This is a genomic window from Pseudofrankia sp. EUN1h (genome assembly GCF_001854645.1).
Lineage (GTDB): Bacteria > Actinomycetota > Actinomycetes > Frankiales > Frankiaceae > Pseudofrankia > Pseudofrankia saprophytica.
In genome coordinates this window covers 17,613-31,886 of record NZ_MBLN01000104.1, presented here as the reverse complement: position 1 = coordinate 31,886, position 14,274 = coordinate 17,613, and the positions used below count along the sequence as shown (strand labels likewise).

Genomic DNA, 14,274 nt, shown 5'->3' with positions numbered 1-14,274 from the left:
GACCACCCCCAAACCCTCACCACCGCCCAAAACCTCGCCTACACGCTCAACCAGGTGGGCGACCTGGCGGCACGCACCTATGAGCCGGGTAGCGATCAATCGCCGCCAGGGGCGGGGTTGCCGGGACGAATGTCGCCGGACGCGGGGAGTGTCCCGTGAAACAGTCCCGGACGCGGCACTGGCAACCTTCGATACGCGGTACACCTATGCCAGTGGCCGCAGAATCCGACAGCATTCTCGATTGTCGGGGTTGGTGGGTAGCGCGGGTCGAGGCATTTCGTGGATCTTTCGGAGCCGCTCCCGGCGGTCAGGCGGACGCCCGGTCCCATGCACCACCAGCGATCACCATCTCTCCGGACGGGGCTCTACCGCCGTCACGCCTGCGAACTGGTTCCGTAGCCGGAAACCGGCACCCGGCCCCAGGCGATGGCGGTCGCGAAGGCGACGTCGAAGAAGGATGGATCGGCGAGCTGGTCAAGCGCCTCGTCCAGCGTGGCATCCGAGGCGAGCTCAAGACGGCGGATATGCGGACGCAGGCGGCTCAACGTCAGGGTCCAGCACCGCGCGGACGCGTTGGCGCCGCCGGTGGTCGGTAGCTGGACGGTCATCCCTACGTCGGCGAGGCCCCGGGCCACCAGTGGACCGGGGAAGCCACGTGCCCAGCCGGAATCCGTGCCAATGGTCTTCGCGAGTGCCTGGTCGATGCCGAGCATGGCGTCACGGAACGGCGCGTGTGGTGCGGAGTCGACGGGGAACCGGGCGATCGACTCGAGCACGATCGTGCCGCCGGGCCTCAGCCAGGTCAGGAGCCGGTCGAGGACGTCCTCCCGTTCGGGAAGATGCTCCAGGACGAACCGGGCGTGGATGAGGTCGAACGGCCCGCCGTCGGGTGCGGGGTCCCGGGTCACGTCATGGCGCAGGACGGTCAGGTTCGGGGCGGCGAGCTCGGCCAGATAGCGGATGTCCACGTCGGTCGCGACGACGTGGCCGGCGGCGGCGACACGTCCTGCCAGCCAGACCGCGATCGACCCGCCGCCAGCGCCCACTTCCAGGCACCGCCAGCCGGCGTCGACGCCAAGATCGCCGAAGACGCGAATCGTCGTCGGGTCACAGACCTCGGCCATCGCGGCGAGCCGGACGCRTTCCGCCTCGTCCGGACCACCGAGAACACCGTCGGCATATCGGAGCCGCTGGCCGTTCGTGCCTTCCTCCATTCTCCAGTTCTACTGTGAGCATCAGAGTGCCGGGCGGGGGCCCGTGTAGACGCCGCGGGGGCGCAGGCGCAGCGCCGGCTCCCGGTACTCCTCCAGGGCATGCGCGATCCAGCCGGCGGTGCGGGCGACGGCGAAGATCACTTCCCCGGCCTCCGTGGGCATTCCGGCGAGCAGGGTGAACGCGGCCAGGGCGAGGTCGATGTTGGCGTGCGCCTCGCCGCTCCCGGCCGCGGCCCGCACCACCGCGTCCACGGCGGACAAGATCTCGTCGGCGCCCGGGAGGCGACGCGCCGACTCCAGCAGCGCCCGGGCCCGCGGATCGCCCCCCGGATACTGACGGGCGCCCAGGCCGGGGATCGGCAGCCCGGACCGCAGGTGGTCGGAGACGACCCCGATGGCGTTTCCGCTGGCCAGCACATCCGTCAGCATCCGGTGGGCGAGCCCGCTGGCGGCGCCGTGCAGCGGGCCGTCGAGCGCGCCGAGGCCGGCGGACACCACCGCGTAGGGGTTCGCCCGGGCCGAGGCCGCGACCCGCGCGGCCATCGTCGAGGCGGCCAGGCCGTGGTCGGCGAGCAGCACGAGCGCCCGGTCCAGGCAGGCAACGGCGTCCGCGCCGCCGGGGCCGGGTCCGGGCGCGAGCCTGGGCCAGAGCCGCTCGGCGAGCGAGACGCCCGGCGGCTCGGTGGCTCGGCGGGTGCCTGCCAGCGGCAACGACTCCACCATCACCGAGATCACCGCGGCGCCTCTCGCGAGCACGTTCTCCCGGCGGAGGTCGAACCGCAGCGGGTCGGCGGAGGCGGCGACCGCGACGGCCACCCGCAGCCGATCATTCAGCCGGACGTGCGCCGGCAGCGTCGCGCCGTTACGCCTCACGGCGGACACCACCTCGTCCGACGCGCGCAGATCGACGGGGCGTGGGTCACCGGGACTCGTGCCACGGCCGTCGCCGAGGTCCTCACCGAGGTCCCACAGCCAGCCGACGACCGCTTCGAAACCCTGCCGTGTGGACAGTTCGACGGCGTCGCGCCCGCGGTAGAACAGCCGGCCGCGCTCACTCAGCGTGATCCCGGTGTGCGCCGTCAACTGTTCCTCGGCCGGGTCGGCGGCCCGCGCCCGGCCCCGCGGGCGCCGGCCGGCCAAAGCCTCGACCTGGCTGGCGTCGAAGGTGCTGCCGCGGCCGTCCGGAGCCGGCTCGCTGGTCAGCAGGCCTCGGCTCGCGTAGGCGTACACCGTCTGCGTCTTCACCCCGAGGAGGTCGGCGACCTGCTGGGTCGTCAATCTCTCCTGGCCAGTCTCCTGGTCACGCTTCTGGTCGCGCTCCTGGCCGCCGCCCTCGCCGACGGCGAGCGCCAGGCCGTCCCGCGCGCGGGGACGATCGTCCGCCACTCCGACTCCCCTTCGAGCCACTGTGAGGACTCCTCCCCTTGAGGACTCCCCACCTCGACCTGTCTCCCAAGTCACGTTGACTGTAATCAACGTTGACAACATTTATCAATGATCGCAGAGTGACGATCGGAGGAGATAATGATGTCGATCACCACAGAACCGGGCGGCTCGACCGCCGTGCGGGAGTCGTCGACGGTCACGGTGCCCCGGGGCCTCAGCGGAGTCGTCGTCACCGATACCGAGCTCGGCGACGTGCGCGGGCGCGAGGGCTTCTACCACTACCGCGAGTACTCGGCCGTGGAACTGGCGCGGAAGCGGACGTTCGAGGACGTGTGGCATCTGCTGTTCTTCGGGCGGCTGCCCGACGCGGTCGCGCGCGCCGATTTCCAGGCCAGGACGGCGCCCCTTCGCCACCTTCCCGGCCCACTCCGAGAGCTGCTTCCCGTCCTGGCGGAGTCCGGGAAGGACGCGAGGCCGCTCGCCTCTCTCGGCGCGGCGTTGTCCGCCGCCGCCGGGGCCCGTGGCATCCGCCCGCTCTATGACCTGACCCCCGACGAACGGCTCGACGACGCGCTCTTCGCGACGGCGCTCGTCCCCACCCTGCTCACCGCGCTCCACCGCCTGCGGCACGGGCTGGAACCCGTCGAGCCGAGGGACGATCTGCCATACGCGGCCAACTACCTCTACATGCTGACCGGCGTCGAACCGACCGACGACCGGGCCCGCGCCGTCGAGCAGTACCTCATCGCCACGATCGACCACGGGTTCAACGCGTCGACCTTCACGGCCCGAGTGATCGCGTCGACCGGCGCCGACCTGGTGGCCTGCCTGGTGGGCGGGCTGGGGGCGCTGTCCGGCCCGCTGCACGGCGGCGCGCCGAGCCGGGCGCTGGACACCCTGGACGCGATCGGCACTCCCGACCGCATCGACGGCTGGATCCGCGAGCGCGTCCTCGCCGGCGATCGGATCATGGGGTTCGGGCACGCCGTGTACCGGACGGAGGACCCCCGCTCCCGGATGCTGCGGGAGATCGCCGAGAGCATGGGCGGCGCGCTGGTCGACCTCGCGGTCACGACGGAGAAGCAGGTCGTGGCGATCCTTGCCGAGCTGAAACCCGGCCGCGAGCTGCACACCAATGTCGAGTTCTACGCCGGCGTCGTCATGGAGCTGTGCGGGCTGCCGCGGGAGATGTTCACGCCGACCTTCGCCGCGGCACGCACCGTCGGCTGGAGCGCGAACATCCTGGAGCAGGCGATGGACAGCAAGATTATCCGCCCCGCGGCCCGCTACATCGGGCCGCCGCCACCGCGGCCAATACCCACCGGCTGACGCCAGTCGCGCGTTCGCGCGCCGGCGGCCTCGCCGAGGTCGACGGCCGCGGGTACCTCGTTCATCGGGTGCGGCGGGCCGTAGAGGGGGCCCGTGCCAAGGTGGCAGCCGGCTGCGGCGAGCTCGCGGGCCTGGGCCGGCTCGCCGAGGTGGGTGGCGATCACGATGAGGTCGAGCCGGGCCGCGGCGGCGAGGATGGCATCCCGGACCAGAGCGGTACGCTCCCGAGCCGACGCGTCGCCGGCGCGGGTGAGACTCCGGTCAAGCCTGATGATCTCAATGGGCAGGGCTTGCCAGGCCGCGAAGATGCTCGCCTCGCCGCCGACCCCGTCGAGGGCGAGACGGACGCCGCGGGCGGCGAGGCGTCGCAGGATGGGGCCCGCGGCGGTCAGGTCCGGCTGGCCACAGGTGCCAGTGAGCGTGAGGATGATCGCTCGCGGGGGCAGGTCGTGGTCGACGAGGAGGTCCACGATGCCGGCGACAGGTGTCTGCTCCAGGTCGCGGTTCATCGGGACGGTGACGAAGGCGGGCGCGTCGGCGGGGCGAGCGCCGCGCGCCGCCAGGTCTCGGCAGGTCTGGCGAAGGACGACGTCGAGCAGGGGCAGGCTCAGCCCGGCCTCGTCCGCGAGCCGGTAGAGCGACTCGGACGAGAACTGCCCCGTCCGCGGCCGGCTCCAGCACGGCGCGGCGTCGAGACCGACCGTCCGCGAGGAGCGCAGATCGACCACCGGCAGGTAGTGGACTCCGAGGACGCTGTCGGGATCGTCGCCGCGCAGCGCCTGATCGAGATGGGCGCGGATCTGCGGGGCCGACTCGGGCGTGGACAGGTCCGGCCGGTAGACGACCAGCCCGCCCTTGCCCTGGCGCTTCGCCGCGTACATCGCCAGGTCCGCGTCCCTCAGCAGGGAGTCGGCCACCGGGTGCCGGGCCGGGTCGGCCATGACCAGGCCGAGGCTGGCACCGACCGGCCGGGAGCGGCCCGCCAGCAGGCACGGCGCGCGGATCGTCGCGGCCAGCCGTGTGCCCACCGTCTCCGGGTCGTCATGGCCGCCCTCGACGAGCAGCGCGAACTCGTCCCCGCCGAGCCGGGCGACCGTGTCCTCGGACCGGACGGCGCTGCGGAGCCGGGCCGCGGTGATCCGGAGCAGCTCGTCGCCGATGTCATGGCCGAGCGTGTCGTTGACCCTTTTGAAGTCGTCGAGATCGCAGAACACGAGCGCGAACGGCCGGCCGTCCCGGAACGCGAGCGCCTGCTCCATCCTGTCGGCGAACAGCGCCCGGTTCGCCAGGCCGGTGAGCGGGTCGTGGAACGCCTGGTGATGCAGCTCCTGCTGGCTCGCCCGGACCGACACGAGCAGCCGGGTGTTCTCGCCCAGCATCGCCATCTGCCTGATCACAACCACGAACAGCAGGCCGAGCAGACCATAGGTCTCGACGCGGCCGACGGCGCCGTCGGCGATCAGCTCGCCGATCGCGAGCCCGCCGACGACGCCCAGCGCCAGGTAGGGCAGCGCGGCCTGCAGCCACAGGATCCGCGGATCGCGGCGGCGGACGGACGCGGCCGAGCTCGGCACCGGAACCAGACAGGCCAGCAGGATCAGCAACCAGCTGGCGACAGCGAGGACGTCCATGGTCGGTGAAATGCTGCTACTACCCTGGACGGTCAAGATCAGGTTGATGGCCGAGTACAGCATCATCGCGCCGAGACCCGCGCCCAGCAGCGCCAGCGCGAGCCCCGACCGAGGCCGTCGGAACGTCGCCAGGAGCAGGACACCCGCCACCAGGAGCAGGAAACCGACGACCGATCCCACCGAGTTCACCAAGGCGCCGCTGTCAAGATGCCGCGCCTGGACCAACGGCGCCAACAGGGTCGGCCACACGACGAGCACGACGGAACCGACGGCCACCACGCTGTCGAGCACCGTGATCGCATACCACCGGCGCCCCGCCCGGCCCTCACCGACGCGACGATCCGCGGCATCGAGTGGATCGGTAGGGAAAGTCAACACGCCGGCCAGCGCCAGCGCAACGATCAGCAGGAAAGCCTCGGCCGACCTGGGCAGGCGGGTCGCGTGGGCCGATCCGTGCTCAACCTGCCAGCTGATGTGCCAGGCCAGCGCGAAGACCAAGGGGACCAGCGTCAGTTCGATGAGCAGTCGCCACCGCCGGTCAGCCCCCTGGGCGCGCCGGGCCGTCCAGGCCAGACAGCCCACCGTCGCCAGGCTCACGACAGCGGCCGCGGAACCAGCGACCACGGCACCCGCATGTGACGGAAGAAGAATCGCGCACAAAGCCACGAGAACGAGATAAACCAGGCCAGCCAACGCGACGTGGCGCGTCGCCGACCAACCGCCGGTCTTCATAACGTACTTCGCCTGCGCATACAGCAAACCCCTGTCCGCCGGCTGCGCCGGAGAACTCACCTCGCGGGCACAGCCGACCCACGCCGAGTCTGCCCATACAGGGACCGCTGAAATCGGGCCAACCAGCGTGACCAGCACGGGCGTTCAGCCGACGGAGTTCGGGCCGGCTGAACGCCCGGCCCGCTGTCCTGCCCAGGCGCTGTCAGTCCCCGCGGCGGCGCGCGATGTTCGCCGGCTCCCTCCCAGCGATGAGCCAGCCGCCGACCGCGGCGGCCAGCGGCACTCCGACGAGGAACAGCAGCGGGTAGATCGCCGGTATGCGGCCGAACACCCCGAGGTCGTGCCGGTACACCGCCAGCAGGCCGAGCCCCGCGCCGGCCGTTCCCAGCAGCACCCCGAGCAGGGCGAGGCCGGCCGCCGTCGCCGCCGTGATGGTGCGCCGGACCCGGGCGGTCGCGCCCGTCGCCGTCAGGGTCCGCAGGTCGGCGGCACCCTCGCCCCGGATCAGGCCGACGGCCATCGCCAGCACGGCGAGCGCGACGAGCAGCCCACCGGCCGTGGCGCCGGCCCGGACCGTCCCGACGGATCCCTGCCCGTCGCGGGCCTCGACGGTCAGCCCGGCCTCGGCGGCGAGGCTGCGGGCCGCGGCCAGCTGCGCCGTGGTGATCGGCTGCGCGGACTCGACCAGCCATCCGGCGCGCACGGGCGTGAGCCCCCAGCGACGCACCGTGCCGGCGGTGAACAGCGTGTCCGGCAGGGAGGAGTAGCCGCTGCCCCGGATCCGGGTGGTGGACGGCTCCACCTCGGTACGGTCGGCGCTGAACCGGCGCAGAGAACCGTCGCGGCTGGTGACCACCTCGGTGGACGCGGGGATCCCGGCCGGGTCGGCGCCGAGCAGCCGCAGCAGCTCCGGCGTGGCGACATAGACCGACACGGCCTCGTACATGTGCCCGTGCATCGGGAGCTCGAGCTCCTGGGCGTGCCGGGCGGGCTCTCCGCCCTCGGGCTCGACCTCGGTTGGCGCGGCCGGGTCGTACGCCATGTCCAGCGGGAGCACGGTCGGGCCGGGCAGCCCGGTCGTCATCCGGTCGACCGCCGCCGACAGGTCGCGCAGCTGTGACTCCGTCCGGATGGGGATGACCTGGGCCGGGACGCCGGGCTGGGCCATGCGGACGATCAGCTGACGATCGCTCAGGTTCCCGCTCGTCGGGGTCGCCTGGATGTCCGTCGCGACGACGACGACGGCCACGGGGACGCCGAGCGCCAGGCTGATCGCGGCGAGGGCCGCCCCGGCCCGCGCCTGGTGGCGGGCCAGGTCGCGCAGCGCCAGCCGCACCGCGATTGGGGCGCGGGCGCCGAGCCGCCCGAGCAGCATGATCGCGAACGGCCCCGCGAACGGGATCGCCAGCGCGGTGGCCAGCGTGCCCCCGACCGTCAGCGCCGGGCTGTCCTTCTCCCCCGCGGCGAGGCAGCCGAGCCCGACGGCGAGCAGGACCACGGCGAGCGCCGCCGGCCGCCGGCTGGACCGCGGCACGGGCGGGCGACCCGCGAGCGCGAGAGTGACCGGGAGCCTGGACACCGTCCGGGCCGGCCACCACGCCGCCACGGCCGACATCCCCACCGCCAGTGCCACGACGGCGCCGACCAGGAGCCACGGGATGTTGAGCCGGTCCACCCGGTGCCCGCTGGCCGACGTCAGCCAGCCCGTCGCCGCCGGCCAGAGGGCGAGTCCGACGACGGTGCCGCCGACAGCCCCGGCCAGGCCGACCAACAGACCGGTGGCGATCATCATCAGTCGGATGTGGCGGCCCGTGGCGCCGACGGCGGCGAGCATGCCAAGCTGGCGCAGCCGACGGTGGGCCAGGGCGGCGAACCCGGCGGCGGCCACGAACGCGACCAGGAGCAGCAGGATCGTCGCCCCGGCCAGGATGAGCGTGACGATCACGACACGTTGGCGGTCCGGCCCATGGCCCATGCGCTGCGAGAGCGTCTTCAGGCTCTGGTCGTCGGTGTGGCGCACGTCGGCCCCGACGAACACCGACACCGACTTCGGCGGCGGGCCCGTCGAAGGCGCCACCAGGACGAAGTCGTCCTTCAGGTCGCTGGGGTTCTCGACGATGCCGACGATGGCCCGCGGGTGCCCGTCCAGCCCGACGCTGCCGCCKAGACGCAGGTCGAGCAGTTCGGCCATCCCCGTGGTCACAGCGGCCTCGCCGGGCCCGGACGGGTAACGGCCACGGACGAGGCCGAGGATCCCGGCGGTGTACGTCCCGTGCGGCGACTGCGCGCGATAGTCGACCGGGAGCGCGAGGCCCGGGGCCGGCCGTGGAGTGTGACCGACGACGTCGATCACCTCGAACCGGGCGCGCAGGGTCGCGAGGTCCGCGGCGAGCGCCTGGGTGTTGTCCCGCGGGCTCAGCATGTAGATGGTGTCGGCCCGGCCCATGACCGGGTCGGACGGCGGCGGGGCGTTGTACAGGGCGGTGCCGCCGACCACAGCGACCGTCACGACCAGCAGGAGCAGGAGCGTCACCAGCACCTGGGAGCGCCACTCGCGGCGCAGCATCCGCCACGCCCACCGCACCATCGCCCGCCGGGCCGGCAGCCCGCCCTCGGCCGGGCCGCGTCGGTCCTGGCCATCCGGGGCCGGCCCGGGACCGGGAGCGGGTGTCGGAGCGGGCGGGCGCGGTGGCGCCTGCACGCTCATCGGGGCGCGTCCGCGGCGAGCAGCGACTCCGGGCCGGCCGCCGGGCCGGACTCGTCCACCATCATGCCGTCGCGAACGAACACGACCCGGTCAGCCCAGGCCGCGAGCTGGGCGTCATGGGTGGCCATCACCGTGGCGGCCCCGGCCTTGCACGCCCCGCGCAGCAGCCGCATGACCACCTCGCCGGTCTGGGTGTCCAGCGCGCCGCTTGGCTCGTCGGCCAGCAGCAACCGGCGCTCGCCGACGAGCGCGCGGGCGATCGCGACCCGCTGGCGCTGCCCGCCGGACAGCTCGTCGGGAAAGCTGCGCGCCCGGTCGGCGAGGCCCACGTCGTCCAGGGCGCGGCGCGCGGCCGCGGCCGCCTTCCTGGCCCGCGTCCCGTCCAGTTCCAGCGGTAGCGCGATGTTCTCGGCCGCGGTCAGGCCGGGAAGCAGGTTGTAGTCCTGGAAGACGTAGCCGATGTACCGGCGGCGCATCCGGGCCCGGTCGCCCGCCGACATGCCGGCGAACGAGGTGCCCTCGACCAGGACTTCTCCGCTGGTCGGCTGCTCCAGGCTGCCCGCGATCGTGAGCAGGGTGGACTTGCCCGAGCCGCTCGGCCCCATCACGGCGACCATCTCGCCGGCCCGGACGGTCAGGTCGACGTCGGTCAGCGCGTGCACCTCGGTCGCACCCGAGCCGTATACCTTCGTCACGCCGCGCAGTTCGAGGATGGTGGTCGTCATCGGGCCGCCCTCGCGCCCGAGCCGCGCCGTGCCGGCGCCCCCGCCGCGGCGGTGGGGCCCTCGGCCGTCGAAGGGACCGCCGGGAAAACGGCCACCGGCGCATGGTGACGCAGGCGCGCGTCCGCGGCGTCCAGCCACCGCACGAACGCCTCCAGCCGGAAGATCTCGGCGTCCGCGACCAGGAGCAGGCCGAGGTCGTCCTCGGTGGCGTCCTGCTTCAGCCGGGTGAACCTGCTCATCGTCTCGACCAGGTGGCGCCGGTGCGCCTGGATGATCTGGGCGACGTCGACGCCAGGCAGCCGTGCCGCCACCAGGATCTTGATGACCAGCTCGTCCCGGGGCGGAGCCTCTGCCGCCGGCGGTGTCCGCAGCCAGGCGGCCAGTTCCTCGCCCCCCTCCGGCGTGATCCGGTAGGCCCGCTGCGGCCCCGGGTCCTCGCTGTCGTCGGAGGCGACCAGTCCGTCCCGTTCCAGCCGGGCGACGGTCGTGTAAACCTGGCCGACGTTGAGCGGCCAGACCTCACCGGTGCGCGCCTCGAACTCCTGGCGCAGCTGGAGCCCGTACTTCGGCCCCTCGCTCAGCAGGGCCAGCAGGGCATGTCGCACGCTCATGGGCACCCATCCTTTCGAGGTATACCCAGTAGCATACCCGGTATACAGGCGCTGCCCGCAACCCCCGGAACCCGGACCGGCGCCTTGACCGATGAGCCCGGGGCGGCCAACAGGCACCGCGGTCGCTCACGCGCGAGCCAGCCGGCCGACACCGGGTAGCCGACACCGAGGACGTGGCCCGGTCGACGTCCGGCGTATCGCGCAACGGCCCGCGAGACTGGGGCCGACAAGCTGGGCCGCGGAAAACGAGGACAGAGCTCGAGGGCCGAAAAATGCTGATTAGTAACGCCCAGGTTCTGGGTTACGACGATATTCGACCTTATAAGCGCGACGTGAAGAGCAAGAATTTCCCGGTGTATCGAGGTCTGGAACGACGCCTGGCCGGGCTCGCGCGTGACGACCAGCCGGATGACGTGGTCCGCCACGTTCTGGCGGTCTGTTCCGGGTACGCGTACGGGGAGGTCGAGTCCACCCAGCGCGACCCTGACGAGCCGCGGGGTATCAACGCACTGTCCGCCATGCTGGTGCGGATGGGCCTGCCCCGCAACAGGTGCCGCATCATCACCGAGCGAAACGACGCCATGCTCATACGCTCGACGGTTTTCGTCGTGCAGAGCGAGAACCGAGACGTCGTCATTCTCGTATACCGCGGCACCGACCCGTCCAGCCTGATGAACTGGCTTACGGACATGGAGATCCACTCGCGCGAGCCAAGCCTGGTCGATCTCGGCGGTCGCAGCGCCTACCCCGTGCACGCCGGCTTCTACCGGAATCTGCGGTCGACCAGGTCCGAGGTCCTGCGGACCCTTCAGTTCGCGATGGCGAGGCGGCCCCTGGAGGACGCCGGCAAGCCTTCACCCGCGCCCGCGCGGCTCGCCGACCGCGAAAGACCGGCGCTCTACGTCACGGGCCACAGCCTCGGTGGAGCCATGGCAGCGATCATGGGCCTGATGCTCATGACCGACCCCGCGTACCAGGACGAGCTCGGTACGGCGCTGCGGGCCGTCTACACCTTCGGTCAGCCCATGGTCGGCCCGGCCGGGATCGACGAGGGCTACGCGACCGTGCCGCGGGCGTACCGGGCGCCGGTGTTTCGCTACATCTACCGGCAGGACCCGGTGCCCCGGGTACCGGCCGCCGACCTCGGCCCCTTCACCCACTTCGGCGCCGAGTACCGCTACGACGGGCAGTGGACGGCGAGCACTCGGCCGATCCGCCAGATGCCCAGCATTCTTGGCTTCGGTGGGGCCTTCCTCGCGTTTCCCCTGGAGCAGATCCCGATCTTCAGCGGGCTGTTGCCCTACACGATCTCCGATCACTTCCCGCAGAACTACATCGAGGCCTGCGCYAACCACCGCAGCGAGTACGGCGACGACCGGACGGAGAAGATCTCCGATCTTCCGCGGTGCCGTGTTCCTCTGCCTGTTCCACTGCCGTCGATTCCACTGCCGTCGATGCGGCACCTCCCGCTACCGAAGGCCTGGCCGGTCACGGCCCGGCTCCCGGTCTCCGCCCTCGGTTCACTGCGGCTCCTGCGCGACCTCACCCAGCGGTGAAGCGCCCGCGCGGCGTGCGACGCGCGTCGCACGCCGCGCCATCGATGCGGACGCGTCGCCTCGTGGTCAGCCACGCGGTCGACTACACGCCGCGCGGGATGGCGGGGAACGTTCGCCGACAGGCACGGGCTGCCCCAGGAGCTGGTCCATACGATCATGCGCTGGGAGCGTGTCCCGGAGGGGAAGGTCAGCAGCCGGCGGTTCAGAGGCCGGCGATGTCGAACAGGTTGCCTTCCGGGTCGGCCAGGGTCGTCCAGCCATCGTGGTCGGCGACCCGCTTCGCGCCGAGGCCGACCGCCCGGTCGACCTCGGCCGCGGCGTCCGCGGACGCCAGGTCGACGTGCAGCACGTTCTTGCCGGGGTTCCTGTCCGGGACGAGCGCGAAGGAGAACGGCGGCGTGCTCGTGACGGTCGCCCAGTCGGCGGTGGCGCCGTCGGCGATCGGCGCGCCGAGCAGGTCGGACCAGAACCGCGCGAGCGCGAGCGTGTCGGTGCTGTCGACGACCACGTTGGCAATGGCGAGAGACATCGGAGGTCCCTTTCGGTCGGGTTGGTCGAGTCGGTCAGATCGGGTCGGTCGGATGGGTCGGTCGGATCGGATGGGTCGGTCGGATCGGATGGGTCGGTTCTCAGGCGGCGGCCTGGACGGGCCAGTAGACGTCGGTACGAGCGGCGGACGGGTCGTCGCCGCCCGGCCCGACGCGGTAGACCTCACGGATCGCGTCCGAGAGGCCGGCCGCGTGGCGGACGACATGGCTGCCGAGCGCGCCGTACGTGCGGTCGAAGTCGTCGAACCCGCCGATGTGCTCGGCGACGGCGAACCGTCCGCCGGCCAGTTCGACGCCCTCGACGCCCGCGGCGGCATCCCGCGGGCGAGGCGAGGCGCCGGGCGGGACCGGCACGAACGCCACGACCTCGCCGCGCTCGTCCTCGAAGTACTCGTGGGACCAGGTCGCCCCGTGCGGCCCGGCCGCGCGCACGTCGACGTGGGCGAGCGCGGAGTCCAGCAGCAGCCGTGCGTCCGCGTACCAGTCACCCGCGTCGGCCGCCGCTACGGTCGCCCGTACGGCGAAGACCGGCTGCGCCGCCACGTCCAGGAACGTCACGGCCAGCGGCGCGGCCGGTACGGGTGAGAGCAGCTCGCGCAGCGAGGCAACGACGCCCCGCGTTCTGGCGAGCTCCGCCTCCATCCGCTCCAGGTGGGACCGGATGGTCGCGTCGCGCGCCCCGTCGTCGGGCGCCCGCAGGACCGCGCGCACCTCCGGCACCGGCATGTCCAGGTCCCGCAGCCGGCGGATCAGATGCGCCCGCGAGACCTGGTCCAGCGAGTAGCGCCGATAGCCGGTCGACGGGTCGATCGAGGCCGGCTCCAGCAGGCCGACGTCGTGGTAGTGCCGCAGCGTCTTGACGCTCAGGTAGGTGAGGCGGGAGAACTCACCGATCGACACGACGGGGTCCGGTTCGAACATGGGTTGAGCTTCGACCCTCCGGCAACGGGAGAGTCAATACCGTCCGGGCTGCGATCCTCGAGGGCGGGCGTCGGGCCCGGTGGCGGCCCTTCGGTGTCGGCCGGCCGCACCCGCCCCGCTGGTCGCCACCACCGGCGGTGGACGGCCATGGGGACGACTGGCGGCGGGCTCCGGGGTCGCGCATGCTGGGCGCGGCGAACGGAGGTGGGCCACCCATACCGACGTCAATCACGCGACACGCTCATTCCGGCTTCTGGTCAGCGGGCCGGCGGATGCTCTCCGCCGCCTCGCCCGGTTTCCACCACGGCTTTCTCGCGACGGCCCGGGCAGGAACATCCGGACCTGAAAGGAAATTGGTGGCGAATCATGAAGAGGTCGTGCACGGCAGCGAGTGCGCTGTTCTTTCTCACTCTGGGCCTGGCCGTCCTGACGGTTCCGGCGCGAGCCGGCGGACCGCCAGCGACGCCCGTCGTGCCAGTACTGACGAGCATCCATACCGTCCACGCGGCCAGCGCCCACGCGGACCTGATCCGGTTCGGTTTCCAACCGGCCGCTCCCATGGACGTCACGGCCCGGTATGTGCCGCGGTCCGCGCTGATCCAGGACGGCTCTGGCCTTCCCGTCGCCGTGCGAGGCCAGTCGTTCGTCCAGGTGGTGCTCCGGGGTGCCGCGGCCCACGACGAGCGCGGCGGGCCGACGGCCCCGCGTGACCTGTTCCCCGTCCCGGCGACCACCAACGTCGTCCAGGTCCGCCTCGGAGGCGACTTCGAGGGCGTGGTCACCTACTTCATCGGGCTGCGTGAACCCGCGCCCGCGCCGCCCGTACACCCGGCCGTCGACCGTATGGAAGGCTGCGTGACCGTGTCGATTCCGACCAGGTAGATCCGCCGCCGGCCGCCTGCATGATCGTCCCG

At 72.3% G+C, this 14,274-nt stretch carries 11 protein-coding genes; 3 read left to right on the top strand and 8 right to left on the bottom strand.

The genetic code is table 11. The annotated features are described in order from the left end of the window. Positions 1-374: 374 nt before the first annotated feature. Both BCD49_RS37760 and BCD49_RS37755 read right to left on the bottom strand, forming a co-directional pair. The gene (locus BCD49_RS37760) at positions 375-1,214 is read right to left on the bottom strand and encodes a class I SAM-dependent methyltransferase (protein ID WP_071042473.1); all 840 of its coding nucleotides are present in this window, start codon (positions 1,212-1,214) and stop codon (positions 375-377) included. A gap of 21 nt (positions 1,215-1,235) precedes the next feature. Then, positions 1,236-2,600: a citrate synthase gene (locus BCD49_RS37755; protein WP_232794063.1), complete on the bottom strand. Its 1,365-nt coding sequence runs from the start codon at positions 2,598-2,600 to the stop codon at positions 1,236-1,238. A 141-nt stretch (positions 2,601-2,741) separates the two neighbouring features. Here BCD49_RS37755 and BCD49_RS37750 point away from each other — a divergent pair, with 141 nt between their 5' ends. Beyond that, positions 2,742-3,929 (top strand): citrate synthase/methylcitrate synthase, encoded by a 1,188-nt coding sequence (locus BCD49_RS37750; RefSeq protein WP_051466915.1) that lies wholly within the window; start codon positions 2,742-2,744, stop codon positions 3,927-3,929. On the opposite strand, the gene BCD49_RS37745 is transcribed toward BCD49_RS37750, so the two are convergent. The 4 genes from BCD49_RS37745 to BCD49_RS37730 all read right to left on the bottom strand — a co-directional run bounded on the left by BCD49_RS37745 (position 3,887) and on the right by BCD49_RS37730 (position 10,335). Beyond that, the gene (locus BCD49_RS37745) at positions 3,887-6,157 is read right to left on the bottom strand and encodes a putative bifunctional diguanylate cyclase/phosphodiesterase (protein WP_063630157.1); all 2,271 of its coding nucleotides are present in this window, start codon (positions 6,155-6,157) and stop codon (positions 3,887-3,889) included. The two genes, BCD49_RS37750 and BCD49_RS37745, sit on opposite strands and share 43 nt — an antisense overlap. Positions 6,158-6,494: 337 nt before the next feature. Next, positions 6,495-8,999, bottom strand: a complete 2,505-nt coding sequence (locus BCD49_RS37740) for an ABC transporter permease (protein WP_007517617.1) — start codon at positions 8,997-8,999, stop codon at positions 6,495-6,497. Further along, positions 8,996-9,724, bottom strand: coding sequence for an ABC transporter ATP-binding protein (locus BCD49_RS37735; RefSeq protein WP_007517619.1), 729 nt, complete (start codon positions 9,722-9,724; stop codon positions 8,996-8,998). Before BCD49_RS37735 ends, BCD49_RS37740 begins: the two co-directional genes overlap by 4 nt. After that, positions 9,721-10,335, bottom strand: coding sequence for a PadR family transcriptional regulator (locus BCD49_RS37730; protein ID WP_007517621.1), 615 nt, complete (start codon positions 10,333-10,335; stop codon positions 9,721-9,723). The genes BCD49_RS37735 and BCD49_RS37730 overlap by 4 nt, the downstream gene beginning before the upstream one ends. 272 nt (positions 10,336-10,607) lie before the next feature. On the opposite strand from BCD49_RS37730, the gene BCD49_RS37725 reads away from it, so the two are divergent. Then, positions 10,608-11,891, top strand: a complete 1,284-nt coding sequence (locus tag BCD49_RS37725; protein WP_007517623.1) for a lipase family protein — start codon at positions 10,608-10,610, stop codon at positions 11,889-11,891. Between the two features lie 202 nt (positions 11,892-12,093). On the opposite strand, the gene BCD49_RS37720 is transcribed toward BCD49_RS37725, so the two are convergent. After that, positions 12,094-12,420 carry a VOC family protein gene (locus tag BCD49_RS37720; protein ID WP_007517624.1) on the bottom strand — a complete coding sequence of 109 codons (327 nt, stop codon included), beginning with the start codon at positions 12,418-12,420 and terminating at the stop codon, positions 12,094-12,096. A 100-nt stretch (positions 12,421-12,520) separates the two neighbouring features. Beyond that, the gene (locus tag BCD49_RS37715) at positions 12,521-13,360 is read right to left on the bottom strand and encodes a MerR family transcriptional regulator (protein WP_007517625.1); all 840 of its coding nucleotides are present in this window, start codon (positions 13,358-13,360) and stop codon (positions 12,521-12,523) included. Positions 13,361-13,726: 366 nt separating this feature from the next. On the opposite strand from BCD49_RS37715, the gene BCD49_RS37710 reads away from it, so the two are divergent. Continuing rightward, positions 13,727-14,242 carry an AMIN-like domain-containing (lipo)protein gene (locus tag BCD49_RS37710; RefSeq protein WP_007517627.1) on the top strand — a complete coding sequence of 172 codons (516 nt, stop codon included), beginning with the start codon at positions 13,727-13,729 and terminating at the stop codon, positions 14,240-14,242. The last annotated feature ends 32 nt before the right edge of the window (positions 14,243-14,274 follow it).